Source organism: Halomonas sp. Mc5H-6 (assembly GCF_024124705.1).
GTDB classification, from domain to species: domain Bacteria; phylum Pseudomonadota; class Gammaproteobacteria; order Pseudomonadales; family Halomonadaceae; genus Vreelandella; species Vreelandella subterranea.
Genome location: NZ_JAMXSI010000007.1, coordinates 117,829 through 138,475, shown reverse-complemented (window position 1 = coordinate 138,475; position 20,647 = coordinate 117,829). Strand labels below are relative to the sequence as shown.

Below are 20,647 nucleotides of genomic sequence, written 5' to 3'. Positions count from 1 at the left end.
GGTAAGAGGCCAGGCCGCTTGCTGTTTACCCGTTTCTGATTGCCCGCGACACGTCGCGGGCTTTTTTACGTTTTTTAGAAATATTATGAATTGGCTGCATCCAAAACGTCTCCTCGCGGGTATTCCCTATACAGCCGCTATTTAAGGCAGCTGATATTAAACCTTTAGGAGACTGAAAATGACCCTTCATCATCTAACGCGCGCTACCTTGGCCGCCACTCTGATTGCATCCTTCAGTCACGCTGCGCTTGCCGACATGACGCCCGCGGACGTCCAGGTACCGGACGGCAATGCCGTTGCGCTCGAAACCGTCGGTGTTGGCGCAATCACTTATATGTGTGAAATGAACGACGAAGACACCATGGCTTGGGTATTTAAAGGCCCACACGCTGCGCTTAATGATAGCGACGGTAGCCAGGTCGGCAGTTACTACGGCCCGCCCGCCACCTGGGAAGCACTGGATGGCTCGAAAGTCACCGGCACCCAGCTGGCAACCGCCGCCAATGGTGATGGCAACATTCCACTCCAGCTTGTTGAAGCCAACCCCGCTGAAGGCGAAGGCGCTATTACCGGCGTCAGCTACATCCAGCGGCTGAACACCCAGGGTGGCGTTGCTCCGGATGTGGCCTGCGATATGGATCATGACGGTGCCACCGCCGTCGTTACCTACCAAGCAGATTATATCTTCTGGTCGGCTGAATAAGTCGACGAGCGCGCTAATTCCGCTGGGGTCTCGTTTGTCGAGCCTCCAGCGGCTATGCTGTCTTTGGGAACGACGACCGACGTCGGCGCCGTCACCAGGGAGCTAGGGGTTTGACTGACGAGTCTTTAGAGTTTGATCATGCTTCGGTATTAGCCAAGTGTGCCCGCGGCGAGCATGACGCCTTGCACCAACTTTATGTTTATGAAGGTGCCCGACTGTTAGGCGTTGTCCTAAGAATCGTCAAGGATCGCGGCATGGCCGAAGACATTGTCCACGATGCCTGCCTTAATATTTGGCAACGCGCCAATAGCTTCGACCCAGCCAAAGGGTCGGCGCGAACATGGATATTCAGTGTGGCGCGCCATCAGGCATTGAACGCCATCCGTTACCGTGATCGTGAAATCACGTTTGATATTGACGACCCCACCGACATAAACCTCGACGAACATTTCCAGCATTCGTCCGTTGTTGAAGAAGCCTTCGATTGGCAGACCGGCCAGCGCATGGATGACTGCCTGCATCAGTTAGAGACCGAGCGGCGTAACTGTGTGCTCCATGCCTATGTGGATGGTCTCAGTCACGCGGAAATTTCCGCCCACACGGGGGCACCGCTGGGTACCGTCAAAGCCTGGATAAAACGCAGCCTGCTGCGCCTACGGGAGTGTATGGCATGACCGGTCCCCTTGATCAAGACGACCACACCCTGGCGGGTGAATACGTACTGGGAACACTGTCGTTGGCACAGCGCAAGGCAGTAGAAGCGCGACTCAAATACGAGCCGGAATTGCTCAGAGCGGTGATGGCATGGGAAGAACGCTTCGTGCCCTATACCGCGCTGACTCAGCCAGTAAGGCCTTCTGACTCTTTATGGCCACGTATCGAACGCAGCCTTAATGCTTTGCATGACTCACAAAGTGCCAGCGTTACAACGCCGCCACGCCGTCGCTGGTTCACCCAGTTGCCGTTTTGGCAGGGAGCTGCCGGTATTGGAATGGCTGCCGCGCTAGTCATGGGCGTGATGTTGAGCCAGGTATCCACCGCGCCTACAACGCCAGAGTACATGGTGGTATTGCTCGCGCCACAAAGCCAGTCCGCAGGGTGGGTCGTTCAGGCCTCAAATCAACAGCAAATTGAGTTGATACCGCTAGGCACCTTTGAAGTGCCGGAAGGAAAAGCGCTGGAGTTCTGGACCAAGGCAGATGAGTGGCAAGCGCCTGTCTCGCTCGGTTTGGTGGAGCCGGGAGAGCCAATTCGCATGCAGCTAGATAAACTGCCGCCGCTTGAGGACAACCAGTTGTTTGAACTGACGTTGGAAGAAGAAAGCGGCTCACCTACTGGTTTGCCAACTGGCCCTATCCAGTTTATTGGTCGCGCCGTAGAGATTTAGCTGTTTCATTAACAAACACCCGGACTTGTGAACTGCACGCTAAACGATGCTGCATCTGTTCCAGATGCGGCTGGGTCAAAGGCGCTCTCTTTCTAATCATAGCAGCTACTTAGCTTTTTCCGGATACTTACCCGACCATTGTTATAACCCATCCAGTTCGCCAGTTGACCATCCTCGAAGTGAAGCTGGGCTTTTATGTTCCTATCAAATTGAAACCTCAGGTCTTATCGCGGTGTTGGCATTGCCCCTTGAACAGGCTTAGCTACGCTTATTCGTACCTCTACTGCCTCATCTTTTCGGGACGCAGACGTCGTTGATAGGGGAGGGAGTACTTGATGTGAAGTGCAGCCGCTGCGTCATATTGCAACAGCGCAAAACCAGAATAGAGTTAAGGTAACGCTTGAAGATTTTTTGTAGTAAAATTACACGTAATATTGCGTATAATGCCTTTTTTCAGATAGATTTTAGGTAATCTAACAACATTAGATCATCTAATGGTCAACAGGAGCTGAGATGAGCCCGTCACCTGCCTCCCAGGGTGCCCCATTGGGCGATCCGAATAACGCCATCGACTTAGCGCTGTTTGGCGCGCTTGGCGATTTGGCGCTGCGCAAGCTGTTTCCCGCGCTCTATCAACTGGACCGAGAAGGCCTGATGCCCGAGAGCACGCGCATTCTGGGGTTGGCGCGCCAGGAGCATGATACGGCCGAGTTTCGTCAATTGGTAAGCGGTGCGCTGCACAAGCGTCTCAAAAAGGACGAGCAGGATAAAGCCAGCCTGGAGCGCTTTCTGGACCGCCTCGATTACTTGAAGCTGGATTTTACCAGCGTCGAGGGGTTTGATGCCGTGCGTCAATGGCGCGAGGGGTCGCCGCGCCCGATGGTGGTCTATCTGTCGGTGGGCGCCAAAATCTACGGCGATATCTGTCGAAACCTTCAGCAGAGCGGCAGTCTGGACAATGCCACGCGCGTCGTGGTGGAAAAGCCCATCGGTTTCGACTTGGCGTCTTCCGAGGAAATCAACGACGCCATTGGCGATGTCTTTCCCGAGTCGCGGGTTTATCGCATTGACCACTATCTGGGCAAGGAAACCGTTCAGAACCTGATCGCGCTGCGCTTTGCCAACCCGCTGTTCGGCACCCAGTGGAATCAGAACCATATCTCCCACGTGGAAATTACCGTGGCGGAAAAGGTCGGCATCGAGGGCCGCTGGGGCTATTTCGATGAAGCGGGTCAGCTGCGCGACATGGTGCAGAACCACTTGCTGCAGTTGCTTTGTCTGATTGCCATGGACCCGCCCTCCAATCTCGACGCTGACGCCATTCGCGACGAAAAGGTCAAGGTGCTGAAGGCGCTCAAGCCGTTCACCGGTGAAGCCCTGGACAAAGACGTGGTGCGCGGCCAGTACACGGCGGGCACCAGCGACGGCCAACAGGTGCCGGGCTACCTGGAAGAGGAGGGCGCCAACACGGAGAGCCAGACGGAAACCTTCGTCGCAATGAAGACCGAGGTGGCCAACTGGCGCTGGGCGGGCGTACCTTTCTATCTGCGTACCGGCAAACGAATGCCGGAGAAGCTGTCGCAGATCGTGATCCACTTCCGCCAGCAGCCGCACTACATCTTCGATCCGGATCAGCGCAATATCGCGGCCAACAAGCTGATCATTCGCCTGCAGCCGGAAGAGGGCATTGCGCTCCAGGTACTCACCAAAGACAGCGGTCTCGATAAAGGCATGCGTCTACGCCCCGGCCCGCTGCACCTGGATTTCAACAACGCCTTCCCCAAGTCGCGTATCCCTGATGCCTATGAACGGTTGCTGCTGGAAGTCATGAAAGGCCAGCAGTACCTGTTCGTGCGCCGTGACGAAGTCGAGCATGCCTGGCGCTGGTGTGATCAGCTGATTGATGGCTGGAAAGCTCGGGAAACGCCGCCGCGCCGTTATCCGGCCGGGTCCTGGGGGCCGGTCGCCTCCATTGCCATGATTACTCAGGATGGTCGCAGCTGGTACGAGGATTATTGATATGAGCGATGCACGCACACAGCTTGCCGAACAGCTGGCAGAGGCCGTTTTTCAGGCCTTGAACGACGACCTGGAACATCAGGAAAACGCCTTGCTGGTGGTCTCCGGCGGCTCGACGCCCGTCCCCTTTTTCAAAGCGCTGGCGGCCAAGCCGCTACCCTGGGAGCGGGTGGAAATCACGCTGGCGGACGAGCGCTGGGTGGATGAGCAAAGTGACGACAGCAACGCAAAATTGGTTCGCGAGCACTTGCTTCAGGGGGCGGCAGCAGCGGCTCATTTTGAACCCTTGACCAGCGAGGCCGGGACGCCTGAAGAAGGTGTGTCCGACGTCAGTGAGCGTGCGCTATCACTTAGCTGGCCGGCAAGCGCCGTGATTTTGGGCATGGGTGGCGATGGCCACACGGCCTCGTTGTTTCCTGACAGCCTGGAACTTGGCTTGGCGCTCGCCACGGAAGAGCCGCTGGTCGCCGTGCGAACGCCCAGCCAGCCGCAGCCGCGCATCACGTTTTCGGCAGACCGGCTGCATCAGGCGCGCCGCCACATTTTACATATTACCGGTGACGATAAGAGAGCGGTGTTGGCCAAGGCTCTGAGCGGGGACGACATGCGTCAACTGCCCATCCGCGCTTTCTTATCCTGCCCCTTGGCGATTTACTGGGCGCCTTAACGCCGCTTTCGTCAATAATAATTTGCTTGGAGACTCACATGACCATTGATAAGCAGCTACCGTCGACACGTACCGCGGAGCTAGACAGCATTTGCCTCAAGGCCGAGGTGATTCCGGTGATTACCATTGATCGCCTGGAAGATGCCGTACCGATGGGGCGTGCGCTGGTAGAAGGCGGCTTGACGGTGCTGGAAATCACCCTGCGTACCGATTGCGCGCTGGAAGCCATCAAGCGCATGAAAGAAGCGCTGCCGGGCGCGAGCATTGGCGTCGGCACGGTGTTGACCCCTGCCCAGTATCGCCAGGCCGAGCAGGTCGGCGCTGACTTCGTGGTCACCCCTGGGGCGACCGACGCGCTTTATCGCTATGGCGTGGAAAGCCCGGTGCCGATGCTGCCCGGCGTATCCACCATTTCGGAACTGATGACCGGCTGGCAGTACGGCTACCGCCGGTTCAAGTTCTTCCCGGCGGAATCCAGCGGCGGGGCCAAAGCGCTCAAGGCGTTTGGCGCGCCGATTCCGGAAGCGCGTTTCTGCCCCACGGGCGGCATCACCGTCGACAACGCCGAGGATTACCTGTCGCTGCCCAACGTCATGTGCGTGGGCGGTTCCTGGCTGACGCCGAAGCCAATGGTCGAGGCAGAAGACTGGGACGGTATTCGCGAGCTGGCCCGCCAGGCTGCCGAGCGCTTTCACCACTAAAGGTGGTGTAATCAGTAAGTTGCACTCTCGCCACTTGCCTCACGCAAACAGGGTCGTTTGTGCAAGTGGATTGCCCCGGACATGGTCCGGGGTTTTTTTGCTGTGGCTAAGCCAGGCGCAATAGCGGGTCGGCAAGCCCGCGCACGCCAACGTCGCAGGTGAACAGGCCGCCCGCCTGGGGCTGTTCCCGGCGCTGGTCGTCACTAAACCCTTCCTGAGCGGTGGTGATGTAAAGCCGGTCCAGATTCTTGCCCGCGAAGGCTGGGCAGGAGGGTTGGCTAACGGGGAGCTGAACGCTATCAATCACCTGGCCATCGCGGTTCAGCCGCACCACTTTGCCAGCGCCCCACAGGGCGAGCCACAGGCAGCCTTCGCTATCGACCACGGCGCCGTCCGGGTTGCCTTCAACCCCCGTGAAATCTGCCCAGGCAACCGGTTCGCCGACAGGCCAGCCCTGGTCGTCCAACGCCCAGCGCATCACGACCCCGGCGGCTGTGTCGGTAAAATACGCCGCGTCGCCTTGAGGTGAAAAGCAGATGGCGTTGGGAATGGTGAGCCCGCTTCGCACTCGGGTCAGCTCGCCGCGATGCAGGCGGTAAAGGCTGCCCGCGCCGGGTTCGGCGGTCTTGCCCATGGTGGAAAGCCATAGGCTGCCGTGGCGGTCCACGCGGGCATCGTTGCTGCGCGTAACGGGGTTGTCGGCTTCGAAGTCGGCAAAATGCTCAAGGTGTTGCGTGGCCGGATTCAACAGGCTCAGGCTGTGTTCGCCGACCAGCATTAACCGGCCATCGTTCAGTGGGGTGGCGAGCGATACCATTTGCTCAAGCGGGTAATGGCCGTGGTCGCCGTTTTCAGGTGACAGCCAGCGAAGGCATTTGCCCAGAATATCGCACCAGTAAAGCCGTCCGCTTTCGGCGTCCCACTGGGGGCCTTCGCCCAGCTCGCAGCGGCAATCCACCGCCAGGTCGGCCATGTTGTCGTGATTCATAAACGGTCTCCTGCGGCTTGCCAGGCGTCTACCAGTGCATGGGCCTGCTTGCCGACTTGCTGAGGCGTTTGCCCCGGTTGGTAAAGTGCGCTGCCAAGGCCTGCGCCATCCACGCCCGCGGCGCGCCAGGCGGCGAAATTGTCGATACCGATACCCCCAACCGCATATAGCAATGTGTTAAGGGGCAGCACGGCGCGGACAGCCTTCATGCCCGCGATGCCCACCTGGACCGCCGGGAAGAGCTTGAGCCCGGTGGCCCCCGCATCCAGGGCATCAAAGGCTTCGGAAGGCGTCACAATGCCCGGCCAACTGGCCATGGAGAGGCGACAGGATGCTTCGATGACGGCAGGGCGGCAATTGGGCGAGACGATCAATCGACCGCCTGCGGCATGAACGTCGCGTACCTGCTCAGCGCTTAATACCGTTCCCGCACCGATCAGCGCCTGGTCGCCATAGGCCTCCGCCAGGCGTTGGATACTGGTCAATGGATCGGGGGAGTTGAGCGGCACCTCGATTTGCGTGATGCCCGCCTCAAGCAAGGCGCCGCCAACGGCCACCGCGTCATCGGGCGTTACCCCACGTAAAATGCCAATTAAAGGCAGTGTCATAGCGCTCTCCTTGTTTAGCTGGTGCTTATTGCCGGGTACTTTGGTAGGCGAGGGTCAGCCCTGCCAATACCGCTGTATCGCCGTCAACGCGCTGGGTGTCGATGCCGAGGGTTTCCAGGGCGAGTGCGTAGCGGTGGCTGAGCGCCTCGTTGCCGATCAGAGTCACGTTTTCTCCTGGCGTCAGCTCGTGGCAGGCACCGGCCAGTTCCAGGCCGATCGCCAGCCCCGAGAGATGTGCGGCAAGCACGGCACTTCGGGCATCACCGCTCGGCAGGGTATTAGCCAGCAAGTCCTGAGCGCGGACGCCGAATAGCCTCTGGCTGAAGCGTTCGGGCGCCTGATAGGTTGCCTTGACCGCCTGGGTAAACGCCTGGCGACAGCCGTCGTGTTGCAGGTCATCCTGCCCTACGGAATGCTTCAGTACGGATTGATGAGCGAGCAGTTGATATAGCTCGCCAGTCAAGTAGGTCGCAAACTCGGTGACGGCACCATCGGTTAAGCGTGCCCATTTGGCATGGGTGCCGGGCAGGCAGACAAGGCCGCTAAAACGCGATGTATCCGCCAACAGGCCAGCCAACTGGGTTTCCTCCCCGCGCATGACATCATAGTCATGGTTTGTGCTGCCGGTCTGGCTTAATCCAGGCAGTAAATAAACCCGCAGGCGAGGGTCGGCGATGGGCGGCATCACCGCGCCACGAGAGAGTTGATCGAGACGCGTGGGCGTCGCCAGATAGGCGGCTTCCTGCCAACCCTGCCGCGCGCCCGCCATACCGCATACCATCACGGGCGTTTGGCCGCTGTCGGGTAACCAGTCGTCGACGATTCCAAGCAGCTCGTCCTCGTACTCGGCGGGGGTCAGCGACAGCATGCCGCGAGGGCTGGAGGCACTCGCCATGACGTGATGCTGGGCATCCATTGCCCAGGCGCGCAGGTTGCTCGACCCCCAGTCCACCGCAATCCACGCTAAAGGACGTGTCAGTTCACTTGCGCCCATAGGGACGTCTCCCGTTGATGAGAGGGTTTACCACTCGGCAATCGAGCCATCTTCATGGGTCCAGACGGGGTTGCGCCAGCGGTGGCCGACCCTGGCGCGCTCTTCAACGAAGGCCTCGTCAATCTCCACACCTAGCCCTGGGCCCTGGGGAATCGCACAGAAGCCGTCTTCAATGCTGAGCGCCGATTTGTCGACCAGGTAGTCGAGAACATCGTTGCCCTGATTGTAGTGAATGCCCATGCTCTGTTCCTGGATAAAGGCGTTGTGGCTAACGGCATCCAGCTGTAATGACGCGGCCAGGGTCAGCGGGCCGAGCGGGCAGTGGGGCGCCAGGGCGACATCGTAGGCGGATGCCAAGGCGGCGATTTTAAGCCCCTCGCTGATACCGCCACAGTGGGAGATATCTGGCTGAATAATGTCGATCATGCCGTCCTTGAGCAGGTCGCGGAACTCAAAGCGGGTATGCAGCCGTTCGCCGGTGGCGAGCGGGTACCCAAGGCCACCGGCAATGTCTTTCAGGCAGGGCAAGTGCTCGGGAGCAACCGGTTCCTCGACGAACATCGGGTGGTAGGGCTCCAGCTCGCGCAGCAGCGCCTTGGCCATGGGGCGATGCACGCGGCCATGAAAATCGATACCAATGCCCACATCCGGGCCCACCGCATGGCGCGCTTCGGCCACCCGGGCGACCGCCTCATCCACTTTGCGGTGGGAGTCGACGATCTGCAGCTCCGGTGTGCCGTTCATCTTGAAGGCGGTAAAGCCCTTGTCAGCCAGTGCCTTGGCGCCCGCGCCCACGTCGCTTGGCCGGTCGCCGCCGGTCCAGGCGTACATGCGCATTTTATCGCGCACCGCGCCGCCCAGAAGCTGGTGCACGGGCACACCCAGATCGCGACCCTTAAGGTCCCACAGCGCCTGGTCGATACCCGCAATGGCGCTCATCAAGATTGGCCCGCCGCGGTAAAACCCGGCGCGATACAGCGTATTCCACAGGTGTTCGATGCGGTGCGGGTCCTGGCCAATCAGGTAGTCGGAAAGCTCATGAACGGCAGCCTCGACAGTCGCCGCGCGGCCTTCGATGACCGGCTCGCCCCAGCCGTAGCAGCCTTCGTCGGTTTCGATTTTGAGAAACAGCCAGCGGGGCGGTACTTGCCAGGTTTTCAGTCGGGTAATTTTCATAGGGTCAGATCCTAGTCAGTTGTCGATGGCCGGTTAATTGACGATACCCAGGTCGATCGCCGTGCGGCGAAGTACTTCCCGTGCGGCGCGAGACGCCGCCTCGGCATCCCGGCGCATAATGGCTTCAAGCACGCGGCGATGCCGTGACAGGCTGTCGTCGAAGGCGTCGGTTCGGTGCTGAGAGCCATGAACCAGGGCCATGATCGAAGGGCGCAACAAGTGTCCCATTTGCCGCCACACCAGGTTATGGCTGGCTTGATAGGTAGCATCGTGAAACATCACGTCATACTCGGCGTGCTGGGCGCGAGCGGCGGGTGACCGGGCCGTTTTCTGCATGCCTTCAAAGGCGGCTTCCAGGCGGGCGATATCGTTCGCATCGGCTGCGTCGGCGGCAAGGCCCGCTACGACGGGCTCGGCCGAAAAGCGAAACGCATAGATGGCGCGCGTGAGCTGCGGGTCGAGATCGGTAAGCCCTGTCATCCATTCGCTCATCAGCGGATCCAGCAGGTGCCAGTCGTTCATTTCACGGACGTGGGTGCCACGCCCGGCGGTGCGGTCTAAAAGCCCTGCGGCGGTCAAGCGGGTCAGCGCATTGCGCACCTGGTTACGGCTCACATCGAAGTGTGTGCCGATGTCCATTTCTTTGGGGAAGGCGTCACCCGGCTGCCAGTGGCCTGCCAGCAATGCCCTTGCCAGCAGGCGGGCTAACTCGTCCGCACCCCCTTTATGGCGGGGAAGGGTTTCCAGCGTCATAGCGGTCACTTAGTAACGATAGTGCCGGTATGGTAGTAAATGTCTGACATTTAGACAAGCCGGAGCGGTACGACCTTTGTCGGCAATGCAGGGCGCATATCGGGGCGCCCTGGGCAAATGGCTGTTATTTAGGGAGCGTTGCGCAACGCTTCGATATCGGCGTGGGTGGGCAGCGCTGAGTAGGCGCCGGGGCGCGTTACGGCGTGAGCGCCGCAGCGGCAGGCCGTTTTCACCGCGCGGGTAAGAAAGTCGGCGTCCTGGTGCCAGCCTTCCTCAATGCCGTGATGTGACAGCTCGGCCAGCAGCCCGCCGATGAAGGCGTCGCCGCCCGCGGTGGTGTCCACGGCCTCAACCTTGGGCGGCGCGATGGTTTGATCAATGCCCACGCCTTTCACCGCCACGCTATTGGGCCCGTCGGTCACCAGCATGACCTTCACGCCTGCGGCAAGGCGCTCTGCTATCCAGGCGTCTTGGGGGTGATCGCCGCGCAGGTAATCAAGCTCGTCGAGCGATACCTTGACCAGCTCGGCGCTATCCAGCAGTTGCGTCACCAGGCCCATATCCGCTTCACCCTCTGGCCAGAGGTTGTGGCGCAGGTTGGCATCCACGCTGATCAGGCAGCCTGTGCGTTTCGCCATGGACGCCATGGCAAGCGTCACGTCGGCGATTTCCGGGTCGGTCAGGCTGTTACTGCAGAAGTGAAGAATCGCGGGATTCTCAAAGACACCTTGAGGGAGATGTTCAAGACGGTAGAGCAGGTCGGCGGCCGGTGGCCGGTAAAAATCGAAGGTGCGCTCGCCCTGGCTATCCCGGGAGACAAACGCCAGCGCCGTGCGTGCCTCTTGGGTGAGGATCACGCCCTGGGTGTCCACGCCATGGTGTTGTAATTCGCGGATTAGAAAATGCCCGAAGGTATCGTCGCCGACCATGCCCAGAAACTGGCTGGGCACGCCGAGCCGGGCGCAGGCAACCGCCACATTGGCGGGAGCACCCCCGGCGTAGGGGGTAAAGGTCTCGGGTCCTGTGTCGTCGTTACCCAGGCGGCTGGAGAGCATATCCACCAGGGCTTCACCAAACGCAATGATCGGCGTCATGATCGGTTCCTTGTCATTATTGATCAGAAGAGAAGCCTTGAACTAGGCCACGCAATGGCCCCGGGCGGCTTCCAACAGTTCATACCAGGCTTCCCTGGGGAGGGTATCTGGGCCTGCTAGCATATCGGCAATCCGTTCGGGCTTCACGCTACCTACCACGGGCGCAGGGCGATTAGGCAGCGTACGTAGCCATGCCAGGGCAAGTGCGCCGGGCGTGCTGTTGTACTCGCTTGCCAAACGGTCAAGCACCTTATGCACTGCGCCCTGCATCAGGTGACCGCCTGCCAGCGGCGACCAGGCCATCGGCGCGTGGCCGTCGGCGCATAAATCGTCGAAGCTGCCGTCAAACAGCGGTGTGCTATGGGCGATGGACAGCTCGATCTGATTGGCGCGCAGCGGGTAGTGCATGGCGCTTTGCAACCTGCGCCACTGGCCGGGCAGGTGGTTGGAAACGCCTGCGGCGCCAATTTTGCCTGCCTCGATGGCCCTGTCCAGGGCGCGCCCGGTGGCCTCGGCGTCCATCAGCAGGTCAGGGCGGTGGATCAGAAAGTGATCGATCCGTTCAACGCTCAGGCGGTTTAGCGCGTCATCAATGGCTTGGCTCAGGTACGCTGGGCTGGCGTTGTAGTGCTTGACCTCGCCTGAGCCAGGGGCGGGGTTGTCGTTGGCAATACTGGCCTTGGTCACCACCTTGAGCCGCTTGGCAAGCGCCGGGCGGGCGCGCAGTGCCTGACCAAACAGCGTCTCGCCAGCCCCCTTGCCGTAGATATCGGCGTGGTCGAACCAGTGCAGCCCCTGCGCGAGTCGCGCCTCGATCCAGTCAGCCAGGTGGTTGGCCTGGTGCATTTCGGCGGTCTCGTGGAGACGCATCATGCCGAGGACAAAGGGCACGTCAAAAGTTGGCGCGGGCATAGGGAGGTTCCTGTTGGTGGGCTTAAAACACTTCTTCGTTATGCAACGCCTCAGCGGCGCCCAGTAGCCCCGTCCACGGGTGGGTGACCACCCAGACGGGAATGTCAGCGTTATACGCCCCCATGCGGCCCTTGTTGACGAAGCCGTCGCGCAGCTGGCTTTTGGGCAGCCAGTCAAGCAGGCGCGGCAGGATCCCGCCGCACAGGTAAACGCCACCTCTGGCGCCCATGGTCAGCGTGGCATCGCCACACACATCGCCTAGGATTTTCAGGAACCGCAATAGCGTGGCGGTGGCAATCGGGTCGCCCTCGTTGGCTGCCTGGGTCACCTCCGCGGGGGAGGCGCAGCGCGGTGCCTGATCGTCGAGCGCGCAGTGGGCCTGATAAAGCTCGAGTAAGCCTTGGCCGCACAGAATGCGCTCGACGCTAACACGTTGGTGGCGCTGTAAAAATACGTCAAGCAGCGCGCGCTCGGTGTCATCGGTGGGCGCGAAGGTGACGTGGCCACCCTCGGTAGGCAGCGGTATCCAGGCGTGCTGGCCAGGGAAGACCCCGGCCACGCCAAGCCCTGTGCCAGGGCCAATCACCAGGCGGGTGGAATGTGCCTGGCCGTCACCGGCCTGAACCTCGACGAGGTCATCGGCGGTCACATGGGGCACGCCCAGGGCCTGAGCGGTAAAGTCGTTGATAACCTTGAATAGCGATAGGTTCAGCGTTTCGCGAACATCGCGCTTCATGAAGTCCCAGTGGTTGTTGGTCATCTTGACCCGTTCGGCGTGAACCGGGCAGGCAAACGCCAGGCAGGCTTCGCGAGGGGCGTTGTCGCCGGTCGCACCCACCCTGGTCAGGTAGTCCTGAATCGCCTCAATGACGCCCGGGTAGTCGGCGCAGGGCAGGTTGATGATATCGTGCGGGGTAATGTCGCCTGGCGTCACCAGCGCCAGGCGTGCATTGGTCCCGCCGATATCGCCGATCAAGGCCGGTCGCATCAGGCATCCTCTTCGAAGATCTGTCCTTCCTGGCGGGCCAGGTCGTCGGCTTCAAATCCACCAAACACCCCGGCGCCTTCTTCGCCGCGCATGGCCAAGTGGCGGAAACCAGAGAACAGCTCGCGACCCAGGCCTACGTGGTAATGGTCAAGATTGCCGATGGCCAGTTCACGCTGCCCCCAGGTGACAGGGTCTACCTTGGCGTCGAGGGTGCCTGCGTTGGCGTCCAGGCGCACGATGTCGCCATCGCGCAGTTTGGCCAGCGGGCCGCCGTCCAGGGCTTCCGGGCTCATATGGATAGAGGCGGGTACCTTACCCGAGGCGCCCGACATACGGCCGTCGGTGACCAGCGCGACCTTGTAGCCACGGTCCTGTAGGACACCCAGGTACGGCGTCAGCTTGTGCAGTTCCGGCATGCCGTTGGCCTTGGGGCCCTGGAAGCGCACGACCACGATCACGTCGCGATCCAGGTCGCCGGATTCGAAGGCGGCCTTCATCTCGTTCTGGTCTTCGAAGATCTTCACCGGCGCTTCGACGATGCGGTGCTCTTCGGTAACCGCCGAGACCTTGATCACACCCCGGCCCAGGTTGCCTTTCATCACCGTCAGGCCGCCGGTGGGCGCGAACGGGTTGGCGACGGTGCTCAGCACGGCTTCGTCGAGGCTCTTTTCGGGACCTTCGTTCCAGACCACCTTGCCGTCTTCCAGGAAAGGCTCCTGGGTGTAGGCGGTCAGGTCGGTGCCGAAGACGGTGGGAATATCGCCGTGGAGCAGGCCTGCGCCCAGCAATTCGCGGAACAGGAAGCTCATGCCGCCTGCCGCCTGAAAATGGTTGATATCTGCCTGGCCGTTGGGGTAGACCCGCATCAGGCTTGGAGTGACCGCGGACAGATCGGTGAAGTCGTCCCAGTTGAGCGTAATGCCAGCGGCGGCGGCCATGGCGATCAGGTGCATGGTATGGTTGGTGGAGCCGCCCGACGCCAGCAGGCCAACCACCGCATTGACGATCGCACGTTCGTCGATCTGCTTGTAGAACGGGCGATAGTCACCGCCAGGCTCGGTGTTGCGGATTGCCTGCTCGGTGGCGTAGCGGGTCAGGGCCTCGCGCATCTCGGTGCCAGGATTGACGAAGGAGGTGCCCGGCAGGTGCAGGCCCATCACTTCCATCATCAACTGGTTGGAGTTGGCAGTGCCGTAGAAGGTACAGGTGCCGGGGCTGTGGTACGACTCGGACTCGGCTTCCAGCAGCGCATCGCGGCCGACCTTGCCTTCAGCGTACAGCTGGCGGATGCGGGCCTTTTCCTTGTTGGGCAGGCCGCTGGGCATTGGGCCCGCTGGCACGAACATCGCGGGCAGGTGGCCAAAGCGTGCTGCGGCGATGAACAGCCCTGGCACGATCTTGTCGCACACGCCAAGGTACAAGGCAGCGTCGAACATGTTGTGGGACAGGCCCACGGCGGTGGCCATGGCAATCACATCCCGAGAGAACAGCGACAACTCCATGCCTGGCTGGCCCTGGGTCACGCCATCGCACATCGCCGGTACGCCACCGGCAAACTGGGCGGTAGAGCCCATGGCACGGGCAGCCCCCTTGATGGTTTCCGGGAAGGTCTCAAACGGCTGGTGAGCCGAGAGCATGTCATTGTAGGCGGAGATGATCCCCAGGTTGGCGCTGTTCATCAGCTTGAGGGAATCCTTTTCCTGCGGGTTGCAGGCCGCAAACCCATGGGCGAGGTTACCGCATGAGAGCTCGCCGCGATGCACGCCGCGTTTGTGCTGGTCGGCCATGCGCCGCTCGTATAGCGCGCGCCGCTCGGCAGAACGCTCACGTATGCGCTGGGTAACCTCGGCAACGGTGGGGTTTAAAGGGGCGTGTGTTGAGCTCGGCATAGGGACCTCTGCATGGTAGAGACGGTGAGTCAGACCTGTAGTTATTTTACATTTTTTGATGGCGATAGGAGAGACCTTACGGCAATAAAAGCGCTAATTGTAGTTTTATTACCCTAATTGATGACAGCTATCGCCCTGGGCGATCAGGGCAAACGATGGATTGCGGTAGCGGTAATCGCCCGCTTGCAAAGCGTAAATCGCAAGTATAGCAGGCCTGCTTTTGCTACCATCCCCCCCTCTCGTGATGTTGAACGCTCTGGAGCCGCCATGCCTATCGATGTTGCCCCGTCTATTATCGAGCGTATTGCGCCGGTAGATGCTTGCGCAGGCGAACGTACCCGCGCCTATCTTGATACGTTGACCAAACCCCGGGGCAGCCTTGGTCGCTTGGAGACACTCGCCATACAGTTGAGTGCCATCACCGGTGGGCAAACGCCCAATGTGACGCCAGCCAGTGTGCTGGTATTTGCCGCCGATCACGGTGTGGCCGAAGAGGGCGTGTCCGCGTTTCCTCAGGCCGTAACGGCGCAAATGGTTGCCAACTTCGCAAGCGGCGGTGCCGCCATCAATGTCTTTGCCCGGCAGATTGGCGCGAGAATCGACGTCGTCGATGTGGGGGTGGTGGCACCCTTGACCGTGGCGGGTGTGACGCATGCCAAGGTGCGCCCAGGCACGGCCAATATGGTGCTCGAAAACGCCATGCAAGGCGCTGAAGCCCACGCAGCAATCAATGCGGGCGTTGCCGCCGTGGAGCGCGCCAGCCACGCCGGGGCCCGGTGCATCATCGTTGGCGAAATGGGGATTGCCAATACCACCGCCAGCAGCGCCATGCTGGCGGTGTTGACCGCTACGTCAGTTGCTCAGGTGGTTGGCGCCGGGACCGGTATCGATAGCGCACAGCAAGCTCATAAAGTAGCGGTGATCGAGCGCGCCATTCAAGCGCGCCAGGCCGACCCCAATGACCCTCTGGACGTGCTTGTTAAAGTGGGCGGCCTGGAAATCGCCGCCATGACCGGGGCCTACCTGGCCTCGGCGGCACACCGGCTGCCCGCTATCGTCGATGGCTTTATCGCCACGGTGGCGGCGCTGGTGGCGTGTCGTTTATGCCCCGCGGTGCGTGGCTACCTGGTATTTGGTCACCGCTCGGAGGAACCAGGCCACGCCACGGCACTTGACGCGTTGGACGCCAAGCCGCTGCTGGCACTGGGCATGCGTCTGGGCGAAGGCAGCGGGGCGGCATTGGCATTCCCGCTGCTTCAGGCGGCTGTCGCAATGCTCAATGAGATGGCAACTTTCGCCGATGCGGGCGTAAGCGATAGCGCCCGCCAATGATGCCCTTCAACGACGACGCACTCATGATCCTGGTGTGGATCGCCGTGGCGATCATGATTGATCTGATCGTCGGTGACCCGCGCTCGCTGCCGCACCCAGTGGTGATCATCGGCCGTTTTATCAGCCACTACGAGCGGCTCTGGAACCGCGGCTCGCCCAAGCAGCGGCGGCTGAGTGGCGTGCTGCTCACCGTCATTGTGGTGGGTGGCGTATGGGGGGGTAGCGTGTTGGTGCTGGCGATCTTGGCGCGTTTGCATCCCGGGCTTGCACTCATCGCGGAGCTCTGGCTGTTGTCCACCACGCTTGCCATCAAAGGGTTGGCGGATGCGGGGCGCGCGATTGCCGTCCCGCTTGCCAAAGGCGACCTGCCCGCCGCTCGGCAAGCCCTCGGCATGATTGTCGGGCGCGATACCTATGGCCTGGATGAAGCCGAGATTACCCGCGGTGCGGTTGAAACCGTGGCGGAAAATACCGTCGATGGGATTACCGCGCCGCTGTTTTTTGCCCTGATCGGCGGCGCGCCGCTGGCGCTGGCGTACAAGGCGGTGAATACTCTGGATTCGATGGTCGGTTATCGCAACGCACGCTATAACGAGTTCGGTTATGCCTCCGCCAGACTGGACGATGCGGCCAACTGGCTGCCAGCTCGCTTGACGGCTTTTTGTTTGTGGCTAGCGGGCCTGCTGTTGAGCGTTTTTTGGGGGATGCGCTTGCACTGGCGAGGCGCGCTGCGCGGTACCTTGTGCGATGCACCCCGTCACCCGAGTCCTAACGCTGGCTGGCCGGAAGCCATGGTGGCGCGATTGCTCGGTGTGCAGTTGGGCGGTACCAATTACTATGAAGGTGTGGCTTCTTGTCGTGCGACGCTAGGCAAGCCGCTGGAGTCACTTCGGGTTGACCATATCGACGCCACGATTCGCTTGATGCACGGTGGCTGGATGCTATTCATTTTGCTGTCCGCTGTCCTGATGGTTGGGTTGGGTATGATTTTTCCGAGGCTTATATGAGTACACCTGAATGGCCCAGCCACGGCGGCCAAGCCGAGGCGCTATTAGCCCACTTCGGTTTGCCCTCCGGGCATCGTCTGGACGATTTCAGCGCCAATCTGAATCCCCTCGGGCCACCCGCCTGGGTACGCGACTGGTTAACGCAACATCTGGTCGGCCTTGAGCGCTATCCAGCGCCGGATTATTCCGCGGCCCGCCAGGCCATCGCCAACCATCACCAGCTGCAGCCCGAACAGGTGCTGCTGACCAACGGCGGCGCCGAGGCGATTTTTCTTGCCGCCGCGCTACATGCCTGGCAGCGCGCGGCGATTATGACGCCAAGCTTTGGCGAGTATGCCCGTGCTTGCTGCGCCCACCAGCTCTCAATCGTTGAGATCGCGCTGCCCGCGCCGGACTTTGCCCTGGATGTTGATACGCTGTTGGCAAGGCTTAATGATATCGATGTGCTGTTTCTGTGTCGGCCCAATAATCCCACAGCGACCCTTATCGATACCTCGGCCATGGAGGTACTGCTGGATTACACGGCTTGGGCGGGTTGCCGGGTGGTGGTGGATGAGGCCTTTGTGGATATGGTCGGCGATACGCATGATGCGGTGTCGCTGGTACCGCTGCTGGATCGCTACCCGCATCTGATTCTGCTGCGTTCAATGACCAAGTTTTATACGCTGCCAGGGCTACGGCTAGGCTACCTGCTGGCGGATGTGGCCACGATTCAAGCGGCACAGACCCACCAGCCGCCCTGGAGCGTGAATCACCTGGCGGCGGAGCTGGTAGCGCCGCTGCTGGCGGACGGTGCCTTCACCCGGCGCACCCAGCGCTGGTTAGCCAGCGAGCGGCCACGCCTGCATCAAGCACTTAGCGAGTTGGGTCTGGACGTTGTACCCAGCCAGGCCTGCTTTTTTCTTATCCGGCCTGGTGCCGCGCAGCGCGCCGCAGGCACCACCAGTGATGTGTTATTTGAGCGGCTGCTGCAGCAAGGCGTACTGGTACGCCATACCCACAATTTTGCCGGGCTTGAGGGGGAATGGCTAAGGGTGGCGCTGCGCGATGAAGCGGCTAACCGGCGGCTAGTCAATGAGCTGAAAAAGGCACTGCATGATTGTCTTCGTTAGCGGCGGAGCGCGTTCCGGCAAAAGCGACATCGCCGAGCAGCGGGTGCTTGGCGCGGCGGCCGGTTCCCCCTGTTACTATTTGGCCACCGCAGACGTGTACGACGACGAGATGGCCGCACGTGTCGCTCGCCATCGGCAATCCAGAAGCGCGCAGTGGCTGACACTGGAAGCGCCGCTGGCCATTGATCGGGCGATTTCCCGAGTGCCAGAAGGGAGCGCCGTGCTACTGGACTGCCTGACGCTGTGGGCCAGCCAGGTGCTGTATGCCAGTAAGCTTGGCGAAGACGAAGGCTTGGCGTTACTGGCAGACACCCTCGCAGATGCCCACGCACGCAGCGTGCATCTAGTGATTGTCTCTAACGATATCAACGAAACGTTACCTCCCGGTGATGCCGAAACCTGGCGCTACCTGAGCTTTCTTCAGCGTGCCCACCGCTGGCTAGCCGCCGAGGCGGACTCGGTGCTGGAAGTGGTCGCGGGCTGTGCCATCGAATGGAAAAACGACGGGAAGTCGCTGTGAAAGAAGATGCTGTAAAAGAAGACGCCGTGAAAAACGCTTTGTTCGGTCTCTTACTCGCGCTACAGTTTTTGACAAGAATCCCCATCCCTGTCGCTTGCCCATGGACGCCTGCAACCCGGCGCTGGGCGGTGCGTGCCTATCCCTTGGTCGGCCTGCTCATTGGCAGCGTGTTGGTGCTGTTGGCATTCGCCATGCAAGACGTCCCCACGCCGATCACCGCGCTGGCGCTGCTGAGCCTTTGGGTCGCGCTTTCCGGCGGGCTGCACCTGGATGGCGTCATGGATATCGCCGATGCGCTGGGCAGCAATCAACCGTTGGAACGCCGCTGGGCGATCATGAAGGACCCGCAAATCGGCAGTTTCGGCATGCTGGCGCTGGTGTTTCTACTGGCCTGGAAGGGCGTTCTACTGTGGGCATTACTTACCTATCAAGCACCGCTCTGGTGGCTGCTGGTGGTGCCCGCGTTCGGGCGCTGGGCGGGTGTGGCATTGCTGGTGCTGACCCCCTGTGCCCAGCAAAAGGGCCTGGCCTGGAGTTGGCAGCAGTCGCTCAGCGGCCAGGACGTGGCCCTGGCGCTGGTGCCGCTGGCGCTGGTTGCGCTGCTGGCACCTTCGCTTACGCTGATTGGGCTTGCGGCGGCGGTCTTCGTGGCGCTTTCACGCGTGTTCATGTTGCGACTGTTTAACGGCATCAACGGCGATATGGTCGGTGCCACCATCGAAGGAGGAGAGCTTTGGCTACTGATCTTAGTGTGGAGCTGGTGGCAGTTCGCCACGGTATCACCGCCTGGAATCTAGAGCGCCGCTACCAGGGCCAGCGCGATATCCCGCTGCTGTTTCCCGATGCCGAAGCGGGGCTTTTGGCGCTGCGCGAAGCGCTGGCGGGTGAGCGTTTTGATGCCATTTATTCAAGCGACTTGAACCGCTGCCAACAGACGCTTGAGTGGATCCAGGCCGCGAAAGAGGGCGTGCCGGTTGCGCTTGAGCCGCGTCTGCGCGAACTCGATTTTGGCGAATATGAAGGCAAGGTCTACGACGAGCTAAAAGATTTGCCCCATTACCGCGCCTGGATCGACAGCGTCGGCGAGCTGCAAATCCCTGGCGGCGAATCGGCCGCTCACCTGCGCGCGCGCCTGGAAGCCTGGCTGCGTGATGTGGCCGTGAATGCCCGGCAAGACGGCCATCGAAAGATTCTAGCGGTCACTCACGGCGGTGTGATTCGCGAACTGCGCCGTCGTTTTGAAACCCTTCACTTCTGGGATGGCTCAGTGAGTCAGGCCCAGGGCAGGCGCTGGACACTCACTTATCAAACCGATGCGAATGGCAAAGGAGATTGGCAATGCAGCTCTTCATCGGGGGTGCCTGCGCTGGTAAACGCGACGCCGTAACGGCTCGCTTTCCCGACGCCGTATGGCATCGCCTCGCACCGGGTCAGCGGCTGGAAGAGTGCCAGCAAGCACTTGTTGCCGGCACCCCGCTGGTGATAACCGGTGTGCTCGAGTGGCTAGAAGCCGCTTTAGCAAACGCGGAAAATGACACCCTGCGCCAACAGTGGCAGGGCGATATGACACGGCTCTGCCAGCGTGCTGACGAACTTAAGGCGCCGCTTATCATTATCGCTAATGAAGTCGGTCGGGGTATTGTGCCCATGCCACCCGAGCAGCGCCGTCTGCGCGACCTCAATGGCTGGTTTACTCAAGAGGCCACCGCCCAGGCCGAGCAGGTGTGGTATGTGCGGCATGGGTTGGTGCAGTTGATCAAGTAGTTATCCCGGCTTTATCACAATAATTCGGGCAAA

At 60.9% G+C, this 20,647-nt stretch carries 22 protein-coding genes; 13 read left to right on the top strand and 9 right to left on the bottom strand.

Annotated features, from left to right (window positions below):
• Positions 1 to 178 precede the first annotated feature (178 nt).
• The 6 genes from NH395_RS11785 to NH395_RS11760 all read left to right on the top strand — a co-directional run bounded on the left by NH395_RS11785 (position 179) and on the right by NH395_RS11760 (position 5,477).
• On the top strand, positions 179 to 703 hold the full coding sequence (locus tag NH395_RS11785; protein WP_253025043.1) for a DUF3455 domain-containing protein: 525 nt from the start codon (positions 179 to 181) through the stop codon (positions 701 to 703).
• Between the two features lie 110 nt (positions 704 to 813).
• Entirely contained in the window at positions 814 to 1,377 is a 564-nt protein-coding gene (locus tag NH395_RS11780; protein WP_253025041.1) for a sigma-70 family RNA polymerase sigma factor, read from the top strand.
• A complete protein-coding gene (locus NH395_RS11775; RefSeq protein WP_253025039.1) occupies positions 1,374 to 2,090 on the top strand; it encodes an anti-sigma factor in 717 nt (238 codons plus the stop codon). Before NH395_RS11780 ends, NH395_RS11775 begins: the two co-directional genes overlap by 4 nt.
• 513 nt (positions 2,091 to 2,603) lie before the next feature.
• Positions 2,604 to 4,109, top strand: a complete 1,506-nt coding sequence (zwf, locus tag NH395_RS11770) for a glucose-6-phosphate dehydrogenase (RefSeq protein ID WP_253025038.1) — start codon at positions 2,604 to 2,606, stop codon at positions 4,107 to 4,109.
• A 1-nt stretch (position 4,110) separates the two neighbouring features.
• Positions 4,111 to 4,776, top strand: a complete 666-nt coding sequence (gene pgl, locus NH395_RS11765) for a 6-phosphogluconolactonase (RefSeq protein WP_253025036.1) — start codon at positions 4,111 to 4,113, stop codon at positions 4,774 to 4,776.
• 38 nt (positions 4,777 to 4,814) lie between these two features.
• The gene (locus NH395_RS11760; RefSeq protein WP_253025034.1) at positions 4,815 to 5,477 is read left to right on the top strand and encodes a bifunctional 4-hydroxy-2-oxoglutarate aldolase/2-dehydro-3-deoxy-phosphogluconate aldolase; all 663 of its coding nucleotides are present in this window, start codon (positions 4,815 to 4,817) and stop codon (positions 5,475 to 5,477) included.
• A gap of 106 nt (positions 5,478 to 5,583) precedes the next feature.
• Here the strand turns inward: NH395_RS11760 and NH395_RS11755 are convergent, their stop codons facing one another.
• The 9 genes from NH395_RS11755 to edd form a co-directional block, all read right to left on the bottom strand.
• Entirely contained in the window at positions 5,584 to 6,465 is an 882-nt protein-coding gene (locus tag NH395_RS11755; protein ID WP_253025032.1) for an SMP-30/gluconolactonase/LRE family protein, read from the bottom strand.
• Entirely contained in the window at positions 6,462 to 7,073 is a 612-nt protein-coding gene (locus tag NH395_RS11750) for a 2-dehydro-3-deoxy-6-phosphogalactonate aldolase (protein WP_253025030.1), read from the bottom strand. The genes NH395_RS11755 and NH395_RS11750 overlap by 4 nt, the downstream gene beginning before the upstream one ends.
• Positions 7,074 to 7,098: 25 nt before the next feature.
• Positions 7,099 to 8,067, bottom strand: coding sequence for a 2-dehydro-3-deoxygalactonokinase (locus NH395_RS11745; RefSeq protein ID WP_253025028.1), 969 nt, complete (start codon positions 8,065 to 8,067; stop codon positions 7,099 to 7,101).
• 27 nt (positions 8,068 to 8,094) lie between these two features.
• On the bottom strand, positions 8,095 to 9,243 hold the full coding sequence (gene dgoD, locus NH395_RS11740) for a galactonate dehydratase (protein ID WP_253025026.1): 1,149 nt from the start codon (positions 9,241 to 9,243) through the stop codon (positions 8,095 to 8,097).
• Positions 9,244 to 9,276: 33 nt separating this feature from the next.
• A complete protein-coding gene (locus NH395_RS11735) occupies positions 9,277 to 9,996 on the bottom strand; it encodes an FCD domain-containing protein (protein ID WP_253025024.1) in 720 nt (239 codons plus the stop codon).
• Between the two features lie 128 nt (positions 9,997 to 10,124).
• Positions 10,125 to 11,090 (bottom strand): carbohydrate kinase, encoded by a 966-nt coding sequence (locus tag NH395_RS11730; RefSeq protein WP_253025022.1) that lies wholly within the window; start codon positions 11,088 to 11,090, stop codon positions 10,125 to 10,127.
• 42 nt (positions 11,091 to 11,132) lie between these two features.
• Positions 11,133 to 12,002, bottom strand: coding sequence for an aldo/keto reductase (locus tag NH395_RS11725; protein WP_253025020.1), 870 nt, complete (start codon positions 12,000 to 12,002; stop codon positions 11,133 to 11,135).
• A 22-nt stretch (positions 12,003 to 12,024) separates the two neighbouring features.
• On the bottom strand, positions 12,025 to 12,990 hold the full coding sequence (gene glk / locus NH395_RS11720) for a glucokinase (protein WP_253025018.1): 966 nt from the start codon (positions 12,988 to 12,990) through the stop codon (positions 12,025 to 12,027).
• On the bottom strand, positions 12,990 to 14,879 hold the full coding sequence (gene edd, locus NH395_RS11715; protein ID WP_253025016.1) for a phosphogluconate dehydratase: 1,890 nt from the start codon (positions 14,877 to 14,879) through the stop codon (positions 12,990 to 12,992). Before edd ends, glk begins: the two co-directional genes overlap by 1 nt.
• Positions 14,880 to 15,146: 267 nt before the next feature.
• Between edd and cobT the strand changes: the two genes are divergently transcribed.
• Genes cobT through NH395_RS11680 form a run of 7 tightly spaced genes read left to right on the top strand, consistent with a single transcriptional unit; the run spans position 15,147 to position 20,614 of the window.
• Complete coding sequence (cobT, locus tag NH395_RS11710) at positions 15,147 to 16,211, top strand: nicotinate-nucleotide--dimethylbenzimidazole phosphoribosyltransferase (RefSeq protein ID WP_253025014.1); 1,065 nt, start codon at positions 15,147 to 15,149, stop codon at positions 16,209 to 16,211.
• Positions 16,208 to 17,218, top strand: a complete 1,011-nt coding sequence (gene cbiB, locus NH395_RS11705; RefSeq protein WP_253025012.1) for an adenosylcobinamide-phosphate synthase CbiB — start codon at positions 16,208 to 16,210, stop codon at positions 17,216 to 17,218. The genes cobT and cbiB overlap by 4 nt, the downstream gene beginning before the upstream one ends.
• Positions 17,215 to 18,330, top strand: coding sequence for a threonine-phosphate decarboxylase CobD (cobD, locus tag NH395_RS11700; RefSeq protein ID WP_253025010.1), 1,116 nt, complete (start codon positions 17,215 to 17,217; stop codon positions 18,328 to 18,330). Before cbiB ends, cobD begins: the two co-directional genes overlap by 4 nt.
• Positions 18,314 to 18,850, top strand: coding sequence for a bifunctional adenosylcobinamide kinase/adenosylcobinamide-phosphate guanylyltransferase (locus NH395_RS11695; protein ID WP_253025009.1), 537 nt, complete (start codon positions 18,314 to 18,316; stop codon positions 18,848 to 18,850). The genes cobD and NH395_RS11695 overlap by 17 nt, the downstream gene beginning before the upstream one ends.
• Positions 18,851 to 18,876: 26 nt before the next feature.
• On the top strand, positions 18,877 to 19,647 hold the full coding sequence (gene cobS / locus NH395_RS11690) for an adenosylcobinamide-GDP ribazoletransferase (RefSeq protein ID WP_253025123.1): 771 nt from the start codon (positions 18,877 to 18,879) through the stop codon (positions 19,645 to 19,647).
• Entirely contained in the window at positions 19,584 to 20,237 is a 654-nt protein-coding gene (locus NH395_RS11685; protein ID WP_253025008.1) for a histidine phosphatase family protein, read from the top strand. The genes cobS and NH395_RS11685 overlap by 64 nt, the downstream gene beginning before the upstream one ends.
• Entirely contained in the window at positions 20,189 to 20,614 is a 426-nt protein-coding gene (locus NH395_RS11680; protein ID WP_253025007.1) for a bifunctional adenosylcobinamide kinase/adenosylcobinamide-phosphate guanylyltransferase, read from the top strand. Before NH395_RS11685 ends, NH395_RS11680 begins: the two co-directional genes overlap by 49 nt.
• Positions 20,615 to 20,647: the final 33 nt, after the last annotated feature.